General features: G+C 57.2%; 19 protein-coding genes. 4 read left to right on the top strand and 15 right to left on the bottom strand.

Translation table 11 applies throughout. From position 1 onward, the window contains the following. Window positions 1–187 precede the first annotated feature (187 nt). The 13 genes from ABJ076_RS12710 to ABJ076_RS12650 form a co-directional block, all read right to left on the bottom strand. On the bottom strand, window positions 188–1,705 hold the full coding sequence (locus ABJ076_RS12710) for a hypothetical protein (RefSeq protein WP_348189311.1): 1,518 nt from the start codon (window positions 1,703–1,705) through the stop codon (window positions 188–190). A 211-nt stretch (window positions 1,706–1,916) separates the two neighbouring features. Next, window positions 1,917–2,495: a GNAT family N-acetyltransferase gene (locus tag ABJ076_RS12705; RefSeq protein WP_348189313.1), complete on the bottom strand. Its 579-nt coding sequence runs from the start codon at window positions 2,493–2,495 to the stop codon at window positions 1,917–1,919. Window positions 2,496–2,587: 92 nt separating this feature from the next. Beyond that, window positions 2,588–3,937: an RsmB/NOP family class I SAM-dependent RNA methyltransferase gene (locus tag ABJ076_RS12700; protein WP_348189315.1), complete on the bottom strand. Its 1,350-nt coding sequence runs from the start codon at window positions 3,935–3,937 to the stop codon at window positions 2,588–2,590. A gap of 52 nt (window positions 3,938–3,989) precedes the next feature. Next, entirely contained in the window at window positions 3,990–5,450 is a 1,461-nt protein-coding gene (guaB, locus tag ABJ076_RS12695) for an IMP dehydrogenase (RefSeq protein ID WP_348189317.1), read from the bottom strand. Between the two features lie 80 nt (window positions 5,451–5,530). Next, on the bottom strand, window positions 5,531–5,755 hold the full coding sequence (locus tag ABJ076_RS12690; RefSeq protein WP_348189319.1) for a hypothetical protein: 225 nt from the start codon (window positions 5,753–5,755) through the stop codon (window positions 5,531–5,533). 408 nt (window positions 5,756–6,163) lie between these two features. Further along, complete coding sequence (locus ABJ076_RS12685) at window positions 6,164–6,580, bottom strand: GNAT family N-acetyltransferase (protein ID WP_348189321.1); 417 nt, start codon at window positions 6,578–6,580, stop codon at window positions 6,164–6,166. Then, window positions 6,558–7,325, bottom strand: coding sequence for an RlmE family RNA methyltransferase (locus ABJ076_RS12680; protein WP_348189323.1), 768 nt, complete (start codon window positions 7,323–7,325; stop codon window positions 6,558–6,560). The genes ABJ076_RS12685 and ABJ076_RS12680 overlap by 23 nt, the downstream gene beginning before the upstream one ends. Before the next feature lie 47 nt (window positions 7,326–7,372). After that, window positions 7,373–8,506 (bottom strand): Ppx/GppA phosphatase family protein, encoded by a 1,134-nt coding sequence (locus ABJ076_RS12675; RefSeq protein ID WP_348199324.1) that lies wholly within the window; start codon window positions 8,504–8,506, stop codon window positions 7,373–7,375. 175 nt (window positions 8,507–8,681) lie between these two features. Then, window positions 8,682–9,440, bottom strand: a complete 759-nt coding sequence (locus tag ABJ076_RS12670; protein WP_348189327.1) for an ATP-binding cassette domain-containing protein — start codon at window positions 9,438–9,440, stop codon at window positions 8,682–8,684. Further along, window positions 9,437–10,408, bottom strand: coding sequence for an iron chelate uptake ABC transporter family permease subunit (locus ABJ076_RS12665; RefSeq protein WP_348189329.1), 972 nt, complete (start codon window positions 10,406–10,408; stop codon window positions 9,437–9,439). The genes ABJ076_RS12670 and ABJ076_RS12665 overlap by 4 nt, the downstream gene beginning before the upstream one ends. Beyond that, window positions 10,398–11,360, bottom strand: coding sequence for an iron chelate uptake ABC transporter family permease subunit (locus tag ABJ076_RS12660; RefSeq protein ID WP_348189331.1), 963 nt, complete (start codon window positions 11,358–11,360; stop codon window positions 10,398–10,400). Before ABJ076_RS12660 ends, ABJ076_RS12665 begins: the two co-directional genes overlap by 11 nt. A 90-nt stretch (window positions 11,361–11,450) precedes the next feature. Continuing rightward, window positions 11,451–12,374, bottom strand: a complete 924-nt coding sequence (locus tag ABJ076_RS12655) for a siderophore ABC transporter substrate-binding protein (RefSeq protein ID WP_348189333.1) — start codon at window positions 12,372–12,374, stop codon at window positions 11,451–11,453. Window positions 12,375–12,457: 83 nt separating this feature from the next. Then, the gene (locus tag ABJ076_RS12650; protein ID WP_348189335.1) at window positions 12,458–14,452 is read right to left on the bottom strand and encodes a ligand-gated channel protein; all 1,995 of its coding nucleotides are present in this window, start codon (window positions 14,450–14,452) and stop codon (window positions 12,458–12,460) included. Between the two features lie 214 nt (window positions 14,453–14,666). Between ABJ076_RS12650 and ABJ076_RS12645 the strand changes: the two genes are divergently transcribed. Then, a complete protein-coding gene (locus ABJ076_RS12645) occupies window positions 14,667–15,644 on the top strand; it encodes a LysR family transcriptional regulator (RefSeq protein WP_348189337.1) in 978 nt (325 codons plus the stop codon). Between the two features lie 106 nt (window positions 15,645–15,750). Here the strand turns inward: ABJ076_RS12645 and ABJ076_RS12640 are convergent, their stop codons facing one another. After that, the gene (locus tag ABJ076_RS12640; protein ID WP_348189339.1) at window positions 15,751–15,978 is read right to left on the bottom strand and encodes a hypothetical protein; all 228 of its coding nucleotides are present in this window, start codon (window positions 15,976–15,978) and stop codon (window positions 15,751–15,753) included. Between the two features lie 254 nt (window positions 15,979–16,232). Between ABJ076_RS12640 and ABJ076_RS12635 the strand changes: the two genes are divergently transcribed. The 3 genes from ABJ076_RS12635 to ABJ076_RS12625 are packed head-to-tail and all read left to right on the top strand — an operon-like array spanning window position 16,233 to window position 19,765. Continuing rightward, a complete protein-coding gene (locus tag ABJ076_RS12635; protein WP_348189341.1) occupies window positions 16,233–17,324 on the top strand; it encodes an ATP-binding protein in 1,092 nt (363 codons plus the stop codon). Continuing rightward, window positions 17,317–17,697, top strand: coding sequence for a response regulator (locus ABJ076_RS12630; protein ID WP_348189343.1), 381 nt, complete (start codon window positions 17,317–17,319; stop codon window positions 17,695–17,697). Before ABJ076_RS12635 ends, ABJ076_RS12630 begins: the two co-directional genes overlap by 8 nt. Before the next feature lie 13 nt (window positions 17,698–17,710). Continuing rightward, window positions 17,711–19,765: a methyl-accepting chemotaxis protein gene (locus ABJ076_RS12625; RefSeq protein WP_348189345.1), complete on the top strand. Its 2,055-nt coding sequence runs from the start codon at window positions 17,711–17,713 to the stop codon at window positions 19,763–19,765. A 47-nt stretch (window positions 19,766–19,812) separates the two neighbouring features. Here ABJ076_RS12625 and ABJ076_RS12620 read toward each other — a convergent pair whose 3' ends face one another. Further along, window positions 19,813–20,805 carry an NAD-dependent epimerase/dehydratase family protein gene (locus ABJ076_RS12620; protein ID WP_348176369.1) on the bottom strand — a complete coding sequence of 331 codons (993 nt, stop codon included), beginning with the start codon at window positions 20,803–20,805 and terminating at the stop codon, window positions 19,813–19,815. Window positions 20,806–20,850 lie beyond the last annotated feature (45 nt).

Genomic DNA, 20,850 nt, shown 5'->3' with positions numbered 1-20,850 from the left:
GGGCGGGAATGAAGCGCAGGAAACTACCCGAACTGCTGCATTGCGGCAAGGCTAGCGAACAAGCCCTTGGCACCGGTGTCGCTCTAAGGCGAGACTCACTTTCAATCCAAGCGCCCGCCCCTTCGAATCATGCTTTATGCATCGAGGCGAAAGAGCCTGCCTGCCCGCTGATCCCGAAAACCGTCGATCAGCGATCGGTCCGTTCAATCCGGGCAAAATCGAAGACCGTCAGACCCTCGGAATGTGAAAGGCTGTGAGTGCCGACGAGCTTTTCAAAAAACCGAGGCGAGATCGCGCAGATCTCGCTCTCCCGATAATGCTCTTCATCCAACGTGTCGATCCGGGCAACGCCCATGCCCTGGCCGTAAGTGTCGAAACCCTGAATCTGGAACACACGGAACAAACCTCGATCATCCAAAATGAACCCACCATTCCGTGCCCGACAACTGTCGAAGACCACCGGATTGCGAGGATGCGGAACCCAATTCTCGGAATCGAATGCATCGGCATGAAAAACGTGAAGCTCGGAATCATGATCGCCGATCCCCGCGCTATCGATATTCGTAAGCATCCACCATTTGCCGTTGTGCCTGAAAATACTGGTATCGGCCGCGCTCACATCCCGCACGATCACTTTGTGAAGCTCCCACCTGTTGGGAAAATTCACACATTTGTATAGCCGTATATCTCCGGCCTCATGCGTCTCCGGGCACATGTAAAGTCCGCCTTCCGCCTCAAACAGATAGGGGTATGAGAGGTGGAAATCTTCCTGCAGTGCGCACCCCAGATCGTCATACCCGCCCTCTCGCAGACCCAGCACAGAGATCTTCCCTTTTCCGCTCGCATAGCCATAGTCCTCAACAAAGCAGAAATGTGCACCATCCCGGAAGATCAGGAATGGATCGGCCAGATAGCGACCTGGTAAATTTTTGATCGTCACGCCCCGCCGGAAAACTGCATCCCTCCAGTCTCCACCCAACAGGTAAGCGACACTCCATCGTTGTGACTGCCCCCGTATCCAGCGGAGGATCTTGCCCGACAGGTGAAAGCCAGTGCGCCCGAGATAAGCCAGTTGTTGAGTAATCGTGGGAGTGCGATAGAGCGGGCAGGCATAGGGCACTTTTGGATAGGCGTCCGGCAAGCTCCCCGACCGGCCGATACCTTCCAGCAGCCGATGCAAGAAGATGTTGGCTTTCCGGTAAAGCTTCGCCTGGTTCAGGGCATAGAACGGCGCTGTCCCTATATGCCCTTTAAAGAGGACATCGCCCCCGTCGAGTTCGGTCGACAGTTTCTGAATGACAAACCCGGTAGAGGGTTCCCGATGCAACACCTCCCAAAACCCGGCGGGGCTGCCCCGATACACATCGTTATCTCCATGGTGAAACGAGAGAACGCCAAAGGGACAAACAGTGAGGATATCTCCCTTCAGGATGCCACTTCCCCCACGGATCAGAACATCGATATTTCTTGTTTGGATCGCCTCAATGTCACTCTCCATGTAGCGGTAGACCAGCCCGCCGTCCGAAATCTCGGGTGTGACGTAAAGTCTCTCCAGGCCGACTTCATCCAGAGATTGCCGATCGAAAAACCCGAATAGTATGGAAGAAGCACGTGTGTTTCCGAGGGCCTTCGATGCGAGGCTCGCAAACCGCCATTCAGCCCGCTGCAGAAAAGCAATCAATGCTTTTTCGACGAGCTTTTTCACGCCTCTTCTTTTGATGAAATTAAGTATTTTCCGGACTTTAGATACCTCATTCGTCCGAAACGTTCTTTGAACAATCAGGAGAGCAATTTCATAGTCATCCGACTGTCGGCTCTTCTCGATGAGATCGGAAACAAGCCATTCCTGCTCACAATCATCGACAATGTAAGCAGCTTTTAACTTTCCCATGGAGAGTCCCAACGCACAGGCGCCGCTAGCCTTCCGCGCTTGCAAGACGCTCCTGAAGCAAGCGGATGTCCGGCCAGCGATAAACCGTCTCTTCCGTCTTCACGCCCATCACACTGCACTCGATAGGGGCATCGGCGACACCGTCCAGCTTCTCATAAAACGCCACACCGCCGCGATTTTCGCTCAACACCGTCAAGACAAGGGCGCCAAATCCAGCATTGGAAAGCCCCTGAACAACACGCCCCAGAAGCGCCGTTCCCACGCCAAGACCCTGAAAGCTCGGGTCCACATAGAGAACATAAATTTCGGCAAGCTCGCCAGCTTCATTTCCGGCGGCTGTGATATCCTGCCGGCGCATCCCGCCCTGGCAAAAACCCACAATCATGCCATTCCAGTCGGCGACTTGAAAAAGCTCGGCATTCCCGTTCTTGGCAATCGCGTTCGACCATTGCCCCGCCGAACGCACCGCGCGCAACTCAAGCAGAACGCGGTCAGGCAGGATCCCTACATAGGCATCCTGCCAGGTTTCGACCTGCACTCGTGCAATCGCGGACGCGTCCTTGGGTTGGGCGGGACGTATCTTTATGTCTCTCGGATCCGGCATTGCTTTCCTCTCATCGGAACGCATCGGGATCATGATAATGGAGAGACAGCACCGTTTAAACGCCGAAACAGCACGACGAAAGCGCCCGGACCTTATTCGGGTATTTCTTCTGCCGCGCGACGCTCCAGGATCTGCACGAAAAAACCGTCCGTCCCGTGCTTGTGCGGATAGAGCCGCAATGCAGTCCCTTTACCCGGGCAGTCTCCACCACCGAGCGGAGCCACCGTCTCGGCCCAGACTGTTGCGATATCCAGTGCCTGGAACTCGCCTTCCCGTGCTTCGAGGAATGCGTTGACGATCCCCTCGTTCTCTTCCGGCAAGAGCGAGCAGGTGACATAGGCAAGCCTGCCGCCCGGCTTCACCAAGCGAGCCGCCCGTTGCAAGATCACCGCCTGCAGATCATTCAGCTCTGCAAGATCCGTCTCATTGTAGCGCCATCGGGCATCGGGATTCCGGCGCCAGGTTCCCGTTCCGGAACAGGGCGCGTCAACCATGACCCGGTCAAACTTCCCGGCGAGCCGCTTAACCCTGCGGTCGCTGCCTTCAGCCAGAACGTGCCGTTCGATATTGTGCAGCCCGGCGCGCCGGGTACGGACACCGCAGCGTTCCAACCGGCCCTCGGAAGTATCGAGCGCGAGGACACGGCCCTTGTTCTCCATCAGACCGCCGAGCACGAGGCTCTTGCCGCCAGCACCGGCACAATAATCGGCTACCTGCATGCCAGGCGCAGTACCGAGCAGCAGCGCGGCAATCTGCGCGCCTTCGTCCTGCACCTCAATGAGACCTTCCTTGAACAGCTTGAGACTATCAATCGGCTTCCGGTCTGCAGACCGAAGACCGAAGGGCGACAGCGGTGTCGGGGTGCACTCGATGTCCTGCTTGTAAAGCGCCTCACGGACCGAATCCCTGTCCGCCTTATGCAACGGATTGATCCTGAGATCGAACGGAGCCTCGGTTCCCATGGCTGCGAGGGCGGCTTCCCGCTCGTCACCCAGCACCGGCTCAAGCCGCCGGTAGACCCAATCAGGCGTCTCCAGACGCACGGCCGCAGGCATGTCCGGAGCACTGTTCAGAATCTGCCCCTTCAGCTTGGACAGCAGCCGCAGCTCCACCTCGTCCATCACGTAGGGAGCATGATTTTCACCGGAAAAGAGTTCCGTGATCGCCGTTTTGGTCAGCTCATCCACGAGCACCAGATCCGCAAGAACCCGCATGCGCGCCGTCGGGTGCTCGGAAACTCCGGTTCGGCCAAGGTGCCAGTCGACCCGCGACCGGCGCCGGAGCAATCCATACACCCGGTTGCGGACCGCATGCCGGTCCTTTGACCCCGCATAACGCCGCTGCCGGAAATAGCCTTCAAGAACGCGGTCAACCGGACGCGGATCCGCGTCGGCTTCTTCCATGATCTCGATTGCGGCAAGGAGGCGGGCCGCTGGGGTCATCTAAGTTGCTTTCGTTATGCCGGGTATGCCCCGGGCGTTGTACCGAACTGGTTTACATGCTCGGACGGTAATTTGGGGCCTCACGGGTAATCGTCACGTCATGGACATGGCTTTCCCGAAGACCGGCGGAGCTGATTTTCAGGAACTTGCAGTTCCTCTGCATTTCCGCCAGCGTCGCGTTGCCAGTGTACCCCATGGCCGCCCGAAGCCCACCGATAAGCTGATGCACCACGGCGGAGACCGGGCCCTTGTATGGCACCTGACCCTCGATCCCTTCCGGAACCAGCTTCAGATTATCCGACACTTCTTCCTGGAAATACCGGTCAGCGGAACCTCGCGCCATGGCGCCGAGCGAGCCCATGCCACGGTAGGATTTATAGGAACGGCCCTGGTAAAGGAAGACTTCTCCCGGGCTTTCGTCAGTCCCGGCGAAGAGCGAGCCGATCATGGCGCAGTCGGCGCCGGCTGCGATGGCTTTGGCAAGATCACCGGAATACTTGATACCGCCATCGGAGATCACCGGCACCCCAGCCTTGCGGCAGGCTTCGAGCGCTCCTGTAATGGCCGTGAGCTGCGGCACACCGACACCGGCAACCATGCGCGTCGTGCAGATCGACCCTGGGCCGATACCGACTTTGACCCCATCTGCGCCCGCATCGATCAGAGCCTGCGCCCCGTCCCGTGTGGCGACATTACCTGCGATGATCTGAGTATTGTTGCTGAGATTGCGGATTGCCTCGACGGAACTGAGCACGCCCTGTGAGTGACCATGAGCGGTGTCGATCACGATAATATCGACTTCCGCATCGATCAACGCCTCAGCCCGGGCAATACCGTCCGAACCAATGCCCGTCGCAGCAGCGACCCGCAGGCGGCCCTGCTCGTCCTTGCAGGCATGCGGGTGGGTCTGGGCCTTGTCCATATCCTTTACGGTGATCAGGCCGATGCACTTGTGATCGCCATCGACCACCAGCAGTTTTTCAATCCGGTGCTTGTGCAACAGCGCCCGCGCTTCTTGCGGCGTGACATCCTCGCGCACCGTGATGACCCGCTTGGTCATCAGATCTTTCACTGGCTGGCTCATATCCGTCGCGAAACGCACATCGCGGTGAGTCAGAATTCCAACAAGCTTGCCGGTCTTGGCTCTCACCACCGGGATGCCGCTGATCTTGTAGCGCATCATCACTGACATGGCGTCCGCAAGGCTCTGTTCCGGCGCAATGGTCACCGGGTTCACCACCATGCCTGCTTCGAACTTCTTCACCGTGCGGACTTCACCGGCCTGAGCGTCCGCGTCCATATTCTTGTGAATAACGCCGAGGCCACCAAGCTGCGCCATGCCGATGGCAAGACCGCTTTCGGTCACGGTATCCATCGCTGCGGAGATAACCGGAATCCCCAATCGGATCGACCGGGTCAATTGTGTGGACGTATCGACTTGTGCCGGGAGAACCGACGAAAGGGCCGGTTCAAGAAGGACGTCATCGAAGGTCAAAGCTTCGCGGATATCCATGGTGCCTCCGTTTGCTGCGGTGGCACGGCGCTATAACACCAGCCCTGCCACCTGCCAAGCACGAAGTGCCTACGCTTCCGTTACGTTTCCGCAGAGCTGCCATGCGAGGCAGTGCACAAAGCCTTATCGGTGGCCTTCACAAGCCGGAAAGCAAGCGCGTCCAGCCCTTTCCACACCATCTCGTCCGACAGGTTTCCGTCATCTCCAAAAGCGCTGCCCACGCCCGGAACCGTGACGAAACCCTGAACCGGCACGCCACCGAGTCGGCCTGGAGACGCCGCCATTACCGCGACATGTTTCGACATCAGGACGTCTTCGGGTCCGCCATCCTTTGACGGACGGGACACCCATCTAAAACGTTGGCCAGAAGCGGCGGCACGAAGCCGTCATATTCCGGCGTCGCGATCATAAGCCCGTTATGCTCGGCAATCAGTTTTTTCAGGGCGCTAATGTTCGCGGAAACACCGTGAGCATCTTCGTCGTCACCGTGATAGATCGGGGCCGGATAATCGTTGAGATCGATCAGAGTAGCCTCGTCTCCGGCCTTCCGGATGGCAGCCGCGCTAGCCGTGGCCAGTTTCTTGTTCAGGGATTCCGCACGTGCACTTCAGGAGAAAACGAGGATCTTCGAATTGCTCAATTAATGACTTCCATAAAGGGAGGAACGAAAGGTTTTAAAGTGGGGCAGTCAGTCTGTCGGACAAGCCGGCGCTCTAGAGATCTCGGCTGAGATAATAGCGACTGTTGCCCGTTGGGTAGTCCAGAGTCCCGAAAACAATAAAGCCAAGCGACTCATAAAAGGGCCGGGCCTGAAAATCGTAGGTATCGAGAAGCATCTTGGACGCCCCGAGCCGGCGCCCTTCGTCTGCGATCGCATCAACGATTCTTTTGCCCCATCCAGTGCCCCGCAGATCTTCGTCGAGCCAAAGCACTCGGATTTCTGCCACGCCAAGATTTACGCGCCCTCCGGCACCGCCCTTAAGTGCGCCTTCGGCATCCCTGATTTCGACTGTGAAATACTGGCTGTTCCAGTCGGATCGATCCTTGTTGAAGGCGACCAGACGCTCATCGAGCTCCTCAAGAGCTTCAGTAACGCCCTCCTCAGCCTTAATCGTCAGACCTGTCGTCATCACCTTCGTCCAATTTGGAACGGTCCGGCTTTTCCTCGGAGATTCCCCTGAAACCAGTGCAGACCACATAGGCTTCCGGCGATTCAGGCCGGCTGGCGGCCGGTTTCGCATGCCTCACAACCCGGAAGGCAAGCTTCATACGCCGCAGCATCTCTTGTTCGCTGCCGCCTTTGAAAACCTTTGCGACAAAACTGCCGCCTTCGGCCAGCACCTCAAGCGCGAATTCGAATGCCGCCTCACAAAGTGCAGCGGTCCGCAAATGATCCGTCGGTGCATGCCCGGTGGTCGAGGCTGCCATGTCGCTCAGCACGACATCAACCTGCTCCGGCATCCGCTCGCGCAGGGCCGCCAGGCCTTCGTCGGTCATGAAGTCACCCTGGAACAGATCCGCGCCCGGAACCGGCTCCATTTCCAGAAGATCAATCCCGATGACAGTGCCTTTGCCCTTGCCGGCCCCGACGATGTCCACCGCGATCTGAGTCCAACCGCCCGGCGCGGCGCCAAGATCAACCACCTTCTGACCGGACTTCAGAAAGTGAAACTTCTCATCAAGCTGCTGCAGTTTGAAGGCCGCACGAGACCGGTAGCCGCGCTTTTGCGCCTCGACCACATAAGGGTCGTTCAATTGTCGGCGCAGCCAGCGCTGAGATGAAGGTTTATGTCGGCGCGCATTCTTGAGCTCGACGCTGGTCATCCGTGACCCAGAGCCGCGCCCGCCGCGCCGTCCGCCGCGATTGGTTGTCATGGCCGCTTTAGTGCGCCGGAAGCGGCTGTCCCGTCAACCCATCCTGCCTATTCTGCGGGCAAAATACGCTGCAAGAGTTCAACGAGAATTCCCTCGCGCAGTCCTCTGTCAGCGACCCGGAGCCTGCCAACAGGCCAACGCTCACAAATTCCTTGCAGAATGGCGCATCCCGCCACGACAAGGTCTGCACGGTCTGAGCCGATACATGGCATCGCCGCCCGTTCCCGGTACCCGACCGACGCCAGGTGCTCTGCAATCCCTTCCATCTCCGAAAAATCGAGATAGGTACCATCGACACGGTTTCGCTCATAGCGGCGGAGATTCATATGCAGTCCGGCCAGTGTCGTCACCGTCCCTGACGTTCCGAGCATCTGCACCTGACCATCGCGAATTGCGGAGCCGATGCCGAAACGGGTTTCAAACTCGTCAAGCGCCGCTCGGGATTCCTCGACCATTTTGCGATAGGTGACACGGTCGAACCTGTCCCCACCATAGCGCTCCGACAGGGTGACCACGCCGAATGGCAGGGAAATCGTATCAAGCGCGCCGCTGCCGTTGCATTGGGCTCCATCGTGGTGATGTGCCCGGTGCCAGACCAACTCGGTACTGCCGCCACCGATATCGAAAACCAGTGCGTTCGGGATTTCCGGATTCAGCAAGGGCAGACATCCGGCGAGCGCCAACGACGCCTCCTCGTCCGTCGAGATGATCTCGATCTCCAGATCCGTCTCGGAAGCAACCCGCTCCAGAAAAGCATCGCAATTACGTGCTTTGCGACAGGCTTCCGTCGCCACGATGCGGGAAGACGTCACGTTCCTCTTGGCCATCTTCCGAGCGCAGATTTTCAATGCTTGGAGCGTCCGGTCCATGGCGTCAGTAGACAGCTCCTGTCTGCTCTGGAGCCCCTGCCCCAACCGGACGATACGGGAAAATGCATCAATAACACGAAAGCCTGATCCGTGCGGAACCGCGATCAGCAACCGGCAATTGTTCGTCCCCAAATCCACAGCGGCCAGGACCGGCGGTTGGCCTGGCTTATGGGGTGCGTGGACGGCAGCGTTCGACGATTTCGGAGCCTCGCGTCTTGAAGGCGGCCGCAACCGCTCAAGGCGCCCTTGTTCGCGGCTACCCTCTGTCGAACGTCCTCCCCGCCGCGTCGAATGCGAACGGCCGGCGGACATGCATCACTCATTTCAAATGGCGCGCCTCCGGCATTCGGAGGCTGTTTCATCGGATACTGTAATAGGATTATCTAAAATTTCATACAGTACGGACTGATGAGTTCCGTATTTTGTGAACGGATGATCAGGTGCCGTTTAGTTTCTCTGCAATCAGACTGCCGTTCGGCGTCAGCGCTCATAGATAAAAGTGAACGATAGAGCGTCCGTCGACGGACTCGACCCGCGCCTCCAGATCAAAAATCTCTTTGATATTAGTTGAGGTCACGATCTTGGAAGGCGCGCCCTGTCGAACCAGCTGACCGTCCCGCATGGCAATCATCAGATCGGAATAGCAGGACGCGAAATTGATATCGTGGAGCACCAGAATGACGCTTTTGGAGAGTTCGTCGGCGGCACGCCGGAAGAGCTGCATCATCGCGACGGCATGCTTCATATCGAGATTGTTCAACGGCTCATCGAGCAGCACATATTTGGTGTCCTGACACAACACCATGGCAATGAAGGCTCTCTGACGCTGCCCGCCGGAAAGCTCGTCGAGAAAACGATGCGTAAGCTCCTCCAGACCAAGATAGGAAATCGAGCGCTCGACATGCGCGAGATCTTCCGAAGTCGGCCGCCCCTTGGAGTGCGGATAACGCCCAAAGGCAACGAGATCGCGCACGGTCAGCCGGGTCGTCAGATGATTGTCCTGACGCAGAATGGAGAGCTTCTTCGCCATCGCATCGCCGTCCGCCGTCAAGATATCCATTCCATCGACCGTGACCTGACCGGAAGACATCGGCAGCAGGCGGCTGATCATTGAGAGGAATGTCGACTTCCCGGCACCGTTCGGACCGATGATCGAAGTCACCCCGCTGGCAGGAAGACTGGACGTCACACCGCGAACGACTTCCGAGCCGCCATAGGCTTTTGTGACGTTGCTGACTTCGATCATCGTGCCCCCCGCATAACGATCATCATGATGAACACGATCCCCCCGGCAAATTCGATCACGATCGACAAGGCGCTGCCATAGGACAGAACACGTTCAAGAAACAATTGCCCGCCGACAAGGCAGGTCACCGCCAGAAACGCCGCTCCTGGCAGGACAAGAATATGACGGTGGCTTGGAACCAGCATGTAGGCGAGGTTCGCAACCAGCAACCCGAAGAAAGTGACCGGGCCGACCAACGCCGTCGAAACTGAAACCAGAACGGTGACCATGGCGAGCGTCACCGTCACCATGCGGCGGTGGTTCACACCGAGATTGACCGCGGTTTCGCGCCCGAGCGCCATTACGTCAAAAACATTCCGTAGCCGCCAGGCGGCAAGAGACACAAGCAACACGAGGGTCGCGGCCACCGACAAAAGTTCCGGATTAGCCCTGTTGAAACTCGCGAACAATGTGTCCTGCAGGATAAGAAACTCATCAGGATCGATAACCCGGCGGAAAAACGAGGACAGGCTCCGGAACAGGAGCCCGAAAATGATCCCGCTCAGCAGCATAAGGTGCAGCTCGCGCACCCCTCCCCGGAACAGCCAATTGAACAGGAGGCCGGCAAAGACAGTCATTGTCGCTGTCTGGATCAGGAACAGAAGACCAGGCGGCAATCCGGTCAGAAACATCGCCCCGAAGAAGAAGGCGATACTCGTCTGGATCAGGATGAAAAGAGCGTCGAAGCCCATGATCGAAGGCGTCAGAATGCGGTTTGCGGTAACCGTGTGAAACAGCACGGTGGAGACCGCGATCGCGTAGCCGACAAGCGCCATGGTTGCGATTTTCAGGCCACGGAAGGGCAGAACAAAGCCCCAGTTGCCCTTGACGCCGACAGTCATGAAAAGCGCCACGGACAGGCACGCGAGCCCGGCCAGAAGCATCAACGCCAGAGCCGGTGTCCAGATCCGCTTGGCGTTACTCCCCATATCCGCGCCTCCGCAGCAGGAAATAGAGGAAGAGGCAACTGCCGATAACCCCCATGATCGTGCCGATCGGAATTTCGTACGGCGCGATGACGAGCCGGGCAACGATATCGCAGGCAATGACGAGCGCTGCACCGAGGAGCGCGACCCAGGGCAATGTGCGCCTCAGATGATCTCCGATGACGAGCCGGACGATATTCGGCACAACAAGGCCAAGGAACGGGATGACGCCGCACGTCACCACGACCGTCGCAGTAACCAGGGAAACAATCACCATCCCGAGCGCCATGACCTTGCGGTAATCCAATCCGAGGTTAGTCGTGAAATCCTGCCCCAAGCCCGCAACTGTGAACCTGTCCGCCGCAACATAAGCGACACATGTCAGCCCGAACGAGATCCAGAGCAGTTCATACCGCCCGCGCAAGATCGCGGAAAAATCGCCGATCATGTAGGCGTTGAGCGACTGAAGCAGATCGTAGCGGTAGGCAACGAAGTTCGTTCCGGCCTCAATAACGCCACCCAGCATGAGACCGATCAAAGGCACGATGAATTCGCTTCTCAATGGCACACGCCTAAGGATACCGAGGAAGACAGCCGTACCGGCCATGGCGAAAGCGGCAGCCACCAGCATCTTCAGGATTACCGGCAATCCCGGCGCCAGAAGCATCACCACAAGAAGGCCAAGCGTCGCAAATTCGACGGTACCCGCCGTTGACGGCTCGACGAAGCGGTTGCGCACCAGCATCTGCATGATCAGCCCGGCCACGGCAAGAGCGGCCCCGGCAAGAACCAGCGCCAATGTGCGCGGTAACCGGCTGACCATCAGCATCTCGACGGCGTGGGCCGATGTCGCGGGATCCAGCAACGTCGCCGGCGTCACATCGCTGACGCCGATGAAAAGACTGAGAATGCCCAGAGCAACCACGCAGAGGCAGGCTAAAACAAAATACTTCAAGACATTCTTCGGTCAGACAGAGGGGCATAGAAGCACATAGGCCGTCACAGGACGGCCTATGTACCCGATTTAACCACGATTTCGGAGAGACTATTTGGCTTTCAGGGCGCCTGCAATCTCATCCACATTCATCTGGAGAGCCTGAAGACCTGTGCCGGCAAGATACCAGTTTGCCGCATTCACATAGACAATGTGCCCTGCTTTCCAGGCTTTCATCTTGTGGACGATCTCGTTATCCAGCATTGCCGCAGCCGACTGTCCCTCACGGCCGATAGCCGCATCCCGGTCCACTACGAACAGCCAGTCGGGATCCGTTTCCAGAAGGAATTCGAACGAGATCGGCTGGCCGTGCCGCCCAGTGCCCTGACTCTGGACCGCTGGTTTGAAGCCGTAGACATCGTAGAGAATCGAGAAGCGCGAGCCCTGGCCATGCGCGCTCATCTTACCGCCGGTCGTGATCATCGCGAGCGCGGTTCCCGCTTCGCCTGCAAGCGACTGAAGCTCAGCCGTTGAATTTTCGAGTTTGTCCACCAGAGCCTTCACCTCGGCGTCCTTGCCGAAAACCTTTCCGAGCATCAAGGCGTTCCGTTTGGTGTCCTCGATATGATTCTCCCAACTGGCGGAGACATCGACCGTCGGCGCAATTTTCGCCAGATCGTCATAGCTCCTGGAGGAACGACCGCCGACGACAACGAGGTCCGGCGCGGCAGCAACAATAGCTTCATAGTCCGGCTCGAACAGGGAGCCGATATTCAGGTAGTCGCCGGATGCATATTTAGTCAGATGCGAGGGCTTCGGCCCGCCGGGAACGCCAGCGATCTCGACGCCAATTGCGTCCAGGACATCAAGGGCGCCAAGATTGAAAACGATCACCTTTTCCGGAATTGCCGGCAGCGTTGTCGTCCCCTTTGCATGCTCGACAACGATCTCTTCGGCAGAGGCCACGGGCGTCCAGACAGTCAGGGCCAGGATGGTTGTGCAGACGAGAACGCTGCGACGGATATTTGAAAACAAGGAATATCTCCTTTGCGGGTGAACAATCCGGAGAACCAGGGATGGTTCTCCGTCCCCTTTACCAGAAGGGGAAAATTCGAAAATCAGAACTTTGCCGTCATGCTGAGCCAGACACGGCGCCCATCCTCAACATATCCGAATTCGTCATAGGTAACGCGCTTGTCGGTCAGGTTGTAGCCCGCGAGGTTGACCTGAATTGTCTCGTTAAGATCATAGCTAACACCCATGTCGAGGAAGGTATAAGACGGAGCAACTATTGAGGTGCTGGACGGCCCAGTGGTGGGCTGGCTTTCCTCGCCGCGAAACGTCACGCGTGCCCAGGGCCGCAGTTGCGGCGTTGCCCGCCAGTCGATCTGGCCTGTTGCCTGATGCTTCGGCAACTGAGTCAGTGGCTCTCCTTTATAGTCACCGCTGAGCTGCTCGGACTCTGTGAAAGTATAGCTGCCGGACAGCGCAATCGTATCGGTAACATCGGCAGCGAGAGACACTTCAATTCCCTGCGTTTCCGCCTCGTCGATATTGACCCGGTAAGTCGGATCGGCCCCAAACTGGTTCGCGCCATCCGAACAGATCGTTGTCGGGCAGGTGATCCGGGTGATCTTGTCCTTGAAGGCATTGTGGAAGACAGTGAAGCTTGCCTCAATGCCAGATGGACTTGAATAGATGACGCCGATTTCCTTGCTCAGAGAGGTTTCCGGCTCAAGGTCCGGGTTACCGTAAATGTTGCCCCCGCGACTGGTCTGTCCCCAGTCCGGCGTTGTCTCCCGGAGGCTGGGGGACCTGTATCCGGTAGATACTCCGCCCTTCAGCGTCCAATTGTCGGTGACGTTCCAGTTGGCATAGACACGCGGGCTCAGGTTTGCGCCGTAATCCTCATTGAAATCCATCCGCACGCCGCCGGTTAAAGAGAGATCGGACAGCACCAGCCATTCATCTTCCGCGAAGGCAGCATATTGGGCCATCTCCGCCTTCGTCCGATCAGAAATCTGGTTTGTTGTTGAATCGTCCAATTCTTCAAGACCATAATTGCCACCAACCGTCACCAGATGATCGCCGAAGGGCATCCACAGACTGGTCTTCACCGTTGTGTTGGTGATCTCGATATCCCGGCTCTGATTGTCGGAGATTTCCCGCTTGATGTGACTGTCGGTATTGCCGAAGGCAAATCGTCCGCTATGAGCCAGAGAAAAATGCGTATTGGTGTAGGTATTATCGCTGTCCACGCAAGCGCCACGGCAACCGGTTGTCGCACCCGTGTTCCCGACCGTCCCTTCACGATGCTGCTCAGAAACACCGGCCTCAAGCGTTAAATCGTGATCCGGTGTCGGCGTCAGCGTGAGGCGCGCTGTGACACTCTTATGCTCACGCTCCTCAAATCCGTTGAGAATTTCGTCTTCTTCCCGCGTGCTGTACTGGCCATAGAGCTGAAGCCCGACCAGATCCTCGCTCAGAGGGGCTGCGAGATAGAAATTGGTCTGGTACGCATTTCCAGAGGCATTGTCCTGCTGCAGAAGCGCATCGGCCTGGAACGCGCCTTCCAGCTTTTGCGGAACCTTCCGCGTAATGACATTGATAACGCCGCCGATTGCATCGGATCCATAGAGCGTCGACATCGGCCCGCGGACGACTTCGATACGCTCGATTGCCTGCAGGGGCGGTAGCCAGTTCTGCTCGAAACCTGCACTGCCGTTTGGCCGGCTTTCCCTGGAGTCAACCCGCTGACCGTTGACCAAAATAAGCGTGTAGGAGGAAGACATGCCGCGAATACTGATATCCGCACCGGTATCTCCCGCCCCGCCTCCGGTCACGATAACACCGGGCACATCCCGAAGAGCGTCTGTGATGTTTTTGTATTGGTGACTTTCCAGCGTCTCGCGGGTAATCACACTGATCGACGCTGGTGCATCTTTGATTACCTGTTCGTGACCCGACGCCGTAACAACAATCGGCTCGATCCTGATCGGTTCCTCGGCCGAAACCTGTGTTGCAACAAATGCCGCAACAACCCCGACGACGACCGGGAAAGTGCACCCCTGGCCTACGCCCCTATCCTGGTGCAAAAGCTCGCTCCCCAACATGCAATAACTCCAGCCAATGCAAGACATCTGAAATTCATAATGCTAATGTAAATCATTCTCATTTTTGTCATTCAACCAAGAACCGTGGCACAGAGCGTTGCAAAAAATGGAACCTCTCTCCTTGACCCTCCCGCAAAGGCAGGATTGGTAAAAAATCACGCTCCCGGACAATTCAAATTCACGTTCCATGGAAGACGCCTAAAGCGAGCAAGCGATGTATGACCTGAAGGCCCTCGACATATTTAATTCAGTTCTCCGGCATGGCAGCCAGACCGCAACCGCCCGGGAATTCGGCTTGCCAAAATCGACCGTAAGCCGGCGCTTGAAGGATTTGGAAAGCCAGGTTGGCCACCAGTTGCTGCGCCGCGACGCCAACCGAATGATTCCGACCGAAGCCGGCCTCGTCTTCGAGAAGTATTCAAGAGCAATCCTCGAGCTCACTGAAGACAACCGGGAGGCCCTCAGCGAACTCAGCCAGGAGGTCAGTGGAGACCTGACGCTGCATGTCCACGAGGGCCTTATCAGAGGATGGTTCGCGAAACAGATGACGCATTTCATCGCGCGTTACCCTCATGTGAAAATTACACTGAGGACGGACACTGCCCTGCCGGCATTGGATGGTAAGGATACTGTCTGCATATGGCTTGGCCCCGTGCCGGAAGAGGTTCGCTTGCGTCAGGAGACACTCGGGCGGCTCACACGGGGGCTTTTTGCCCATCCCGACTATCTTGCCCATCGAGGCATGCCCCGACACCCGCGGGAGCTTTCCCACCATAGATGGGTAGACCTGCTCGGCGACAGCGGCGACGGCTTGATCCTGCGCCATTCCCGGGAGGGAAAACACTGCGTGACACTGCCAAAGTCGCAGATCAAGGTGGATCGGATCGCATTACAGGGGGATGCCATTGTCAGCGGTCATGGCATCGGCTTGCTGCCACATTGGATTGTAAAGAAACGCAGCCACTATCATCCGGGCACGCTGGTACCCTGTTTGCCGGAGTGGCATGCAGCACCGCTCGCGGTACGCCTGCTCCATCCGGACACCCCGCTTCCTCGCCGGTCACTTGCCTTCATCGAGCATATCCGCGCGGCAATTCCCGCCGACTGGGCGCCAACCACTTCCATGCACGGAGCAATGTCTGAAGCGAACGGCGAGTTTCAGGTGCCAAACCCACGCTTTAATGTCGCGTAACCGGCCTTCAGGCCCGGTCAATCTCCCCGCGGGCAACTCGTTCCGCCATCCAGACATAGGTTTCATCTAGAACCGACCGCAGAGACACAGTCGGCGCCCAGTCTAACTAGGCCCGGATCGGATTGTTGTTGGAAGTCCGGCCACGCACACCAAGTGGCCCTTGCACATGGCGCTTCGTCAGAGATTTTCCAGCAATGTCGACCAGCCGGTTGATGCTGACCATCTCGTCCGAGCCTATATTCACCGGTCCCGCGCCCCCCGACCGGGTCAGCCTCTGCACATCCATCGCATCGAGATTGAAGACAAGGATCTTTCTCGGAACTTCCGGAAGCACTGTCGTGCCTTGTGAATGTTCAACGACAATCTCTCCAGCGGGAGCGCCAGGAAGACGTTTTCGAAAACCGCAATGAATACTGCAAGTGACAAAAAACTCTTTTTGGATAACTAATTAACGGTTTTTTATAACTTAAATCATATTTTACCAGCATTGAAAGTGAACTTAAGCAGATCCCTGATCCGGAGCGCTCATCGTTGAAAGACGCTACGTCCCGTACGCAAGAAACAATCAGGTCTGCAATAGATTCGAATATGTTCTCCATCGCCATCGCCGGTGCTTGGTTACCGGACCTTCCTCTGGTCTACGTCAACAAACAGTTCGAGAACATTACCGGCTATTCGGCAGACGACGTCGTCGGTCGAAACTGCCGGTTCCTGCAGGGTCCAGAGACGAGCGCAGAAGCCATTGCGGAAATCTCTCACGCGATCGCAAACCGGAAGCCTGTTGCCACGAACCTTCTGAACTACCGCAAGGACGGCTCCACGTTTTGGAACAGGTTCCAGATGTCCCCTCTTTTCGGAAAATCTGGTGAGTTGGACGGCTATATGGGCATCCAGGTCGACATGACCCTCGATGCAGTCAACGCCAGCAACCAGGCTGAACGTTTGAAGCTGGAGACCCTTGGCAAAATCGCGGGCAGCATTGCACACGATCTCGGTAATGCCCTGCAGCCAATGAGACTGATGGCGGAGGAACTCAGAGACATCTGCCGCAATCTCCCGCCGGAATTCCAGACTCAAGCTGAGAATTGTCTGTCGATCATCCTCGATCAGGCTTCCGTCGGAGCGTCCATCACACGACGGGTCCTGACCTACTCTGCTCCGAACCAGCAGCACACAATTACCGAGGACTTCCTGAAGGTGTTCTCCGACGCCTGCGCGTTCGCGTCCGGATCTCTACCGAAAAAAGTTGTTATGGCGACCCGCTTGGCAGCCGGTTTCGACAAGAACCTGACCGTTACGTTAGAGGCAAACAGTCTCAATCAGGCCTTCATGAACCTGTTCGACAATGCGGCCATCGCAATGGACGGATCGGGTGAACTCACACTCAGCGTCCAAGAGGACGACACCTGGCGTCGTCCCGGAGACAAGGCATCTCCCCGCATGGTCCGAATTGACATCACGGATTCCGGCTGCGGCATCCCGGACAGCGACCTCGACAGAATCTTCGAGCCCTATTTCACCTCAAGGCGCGCCGGTCAGGGCAGCGGCCTCGGCCTCTTTGGAGTCAGACGTCTGGTAACGGATTGGGGCGGCAAGATCAGCGTTCGAAGCACCTTAAACGAAGGCACAACCTTCAGTCTCTACATCCCCGCTCGATCAGGAGAAACAAGCAATGCCTAACATACTGCTCATCGAAGACATGAAGGGCGTTCAGACCTCCATGGCGATGATCCTCACCAATGCGGGATACTCCGTGACCACGGCCGACAACGGACGGCACGGTATCGAGACATTCGAAACCAAAGAATTCGATCTGGTCATCACGGATATTCTGATGCCCGAAATGGATGGATCGGAGGTGCTTTTCGCACTTATGAAAAAACCGTCCAAGCCTCCCATGATTGCCATTTCCGCCGGCGGCGGAAGCATCAATGCGTCCGAGGCTCTTCGGTTCGCAAGCAAGATCGCCGATGCGGTGCTCGAAAAACCGTTCTCGCGCAACGAATTGCTCGAAGTCGTCGAGCGCCTCACTTCCAATCCGACCAAGAGTTAAAGGAGGGATGATAATGTCCGCCTTCAAAAACATGCGGATCAAGCACCGCATCCTGGCGCTTGTTTTCATAAGCCTAGCAACCTTGGGCTGCATCTCTCTTACCTCGATCTACACGATGCAGGTTATTGGAGATGAACTCGCTGATATTGCGGAACAGGACATTCCCCTGACCGAAGCACTCCAGGACATAACCATCCATCAGCTCGAGCAGGCAGTGATCACCGAGCGTCTTATTGGGGTTATCGAGGTCACGCGTGCCGGCGGCGAACCGATTGCGGATACTGAGGAACTGCTGAATTCCTTTACAAAACTCGGCCATAAAATCGAAGACGAAATCAAGGACGCGGAAGAGCGCTCCGTGGCGGCACAACTCAATGCCCATGACGAGGCGACGCGCCAGGAGTTCGTGCTGGTTTCGAATGAACTCAAGGAGATCGAAGTCCTTCACGCCGCGTTCGACAGGCATGTTCTAGAACTTGCTGACATGGCGGCAAGCGGCGCTTCCTTGACGGAACTCCACGCGCTGGAAAAGAAAATCAAGGAAGAAGAAGACAAGCTCGATCATTCCCTGACCGATCTGCTTCACGAACTGGCCGCGTTCACAGAACATGCGAGCAAGCGGGCACTTCAAGACGAGCGCAACGGACTGACCGTCATCATCATCATTTCAGTCGCCGCTTTGCTGGTTCTGCTCATCTCCGCCTTTCTGATTACCACAAGCATCGTCGGGCCGCTGCGCAGCGCGACCAATAGCTTCAAGGCTCTTTCAAAAGGCGACCTTTCTGTCAAACCCGCCGCAACGATGTTCAATGACGAAGTAAGGGAAATGAACACCGCGCTTGAGAGTTTCCGGCAGCAATCAATCACCCGCGTCGACAATGAGCGTGACGAACAACAGGCGCGCGAAAAGCGAACACAACAGCAGTCGGAAATGAACCAGCTTGTCGGAATTTTCGGCGCGAGTATCGGCGGAATTTTTGAACTGGTGTCAAAGTCATCGTCCGACATGACGCGTCAAAGCGAGACGATGGTGAATGACGCGATGACCACGAGGTCAATGACAGACGAACTCCTCGGGATGTCAGAGACGACCTCGGAGAATGCGCAACAGGTGAGCGCCGCCACAGAAGAGATGGTCGCATCGATAAAGGAAATCGCCACCCAGGCCGACTCCACAAGCAAGATAGCCGACGAAGCCCTCACCGTGGCGACGAAATCAGCCGACGAGGTTCGCGAACTTAAGGAAGCAGCCGACAAAATCGGAACCGTGATCGGTATGATCAACGATATCGCGGAGCAGACCAATCTGCTGGCGTTGAACGCGACAATCGAGGCCGCACGTGCTGGTGACGCCGGCAAGGGGTTTGCGGTCGTAGCGAACGAAGTCAAGGCGCTGGCCACCCAGACTGCGAATGCAACCGCGGAGATTGCCGACCAAATCCAGGGCATTCAAACCGCGTCCGGACATGCCGCGGACAATATTCAGGGCATCGGCGATGTTATCGGCAACTTGAACGAGCTATCATCAGCAATTACCGCCGCCATCACGCAACAGGAGGCGACGACACAGGAAATCGCGCAGAATATCAGCAGCGTGGCGGAGATTTCGCAACAGGTCAGCGCCCAGCTCGAAGATGTTCGGGCGAGTGCGCAAAACTCGGAGACCATTGCCACGCAAGTGGGAACCTCATCCAGAGGCCTCGAGACAGAAGCGATCTCGCTTGGCGGAGAGGTGGACACTTTCCTCGACACCCTCAGAAATGCCGGAGCTGAAAATCAGGACACAGTTGTAGCGGCCAAGAAAGTCGACCTCGAAGCCTCCCTGCAATTGCAGGACGGCACGCGTAGCGGCCGGCTCACAGAGATATCGCCGTCACATGTCCTCTTTTCCCCCGCTATCGACGCTGCCCCCGGAACGCCGACAACGGTGGTTATCGGGGATTGGGGGCAGACAATTTCCGCACGGGTTTCGGAGAAAAATAGCCATGGCACCTATTTGCAGCTCCCTCTAAACCACGAGCATATTGCCAAAATGCGGGAAAAGTTGGCCGCGGTTGGGGATGCATAGAGATCTGGGGTGACGAACGCCGTTTACCGGATCGTCACTCCAGCATTTCAGAGGGTGGCCCGCTCGGGAGAATCCGTTTCCTTGCGAACCACCTTTTCCTCTACCCAGCGATAGGTCTTCGTCAGGCCATCGCATAGTGAGGCGCTTGGAGCCCAATCGAGCTCTTGTCGGATCAGCTTATTGTCCGACGTTCGTCCGCGCACGCCGAGCGGCCCCGGGATATGCCGCTTGGTTAGCGATTTTCCGGCAATTTCGCAGACCATGTCAACCAGCCGGTTGATGCTGACCATCTCGTCCGAGCCTATATTAACGGGCCCCGCGAACCCCGACCGGGTCAGCCGCAGCACGCCGTCCAAGCATTCATCGATATAGAGAAAAGATCGGGTCTGCTCTCCATCGCCCCAGATTTCGATCTCCTCGCCATCCCGCGCTTCGGCAACCTTCCGGCAGATCGCCGCCGGCGCCTTTTCCCGGCCGTCGTTCCAGGACCCTTCCGGGCCGAAAATATTGTGAAATCGTGCGATCCGGCATTCAAGGCCGTGATTGCGCTGGTAAGCGAGATAGAGCCGCTCACTGAAAAGCTTCTCCCAGCCATATTCACTGTCCGGATTGGCCGGATAGGCGCTATCCTCGCGGCAGTTCGGATTGTCGGGGTCCCGCTGGTTTTCCTGCGGATACATGCAGGCCGAGGAGGAATAGAACACCCGCTTGATGCCGTGCTTGCGGCAGGTATCGACGACATTCAGGTTGATCGCCGCGGAATTGTGCATGACATCGGCATCATGATCGCCAGTGAAGATGTACCCGGCCCCGCCCATATCCGCCGCGAGTTGGTAGACCTCATCGAACGTCCGGTCTATTGCCGCGCGAACATTGGCAGGCTCGCGCAGGTCCGCTACGACGAAATCGTCGGCTTCAGTCCTGGCATAGCGCGGATGCTTCAGATCGACACCCCTGACCCAGTTTCCCTCGGCCTTGAGCCGACGCACCAGATGGCTGCCGATAAAGCCGCCGGCCCCGAGCACCAGAACCTGTTTCATACTGAGAATTCCACTTTCATCGACACCAGAATCACCTCGCCGTCT

Source organism: Nisaea sp., from assembly GCF_039990255.1.
Taxonomy (GTDB): Bacteria; Pseudomonadota; Alphaproteobacteria; order Thalassobaculales; family Thalassobaculaceae; genus Nisaea.
The sequence above is the reverse complement of the archived record's forward strand: the minus strand, read 5'-3'. Positions and strand labels throughout refer to the sequence as shown.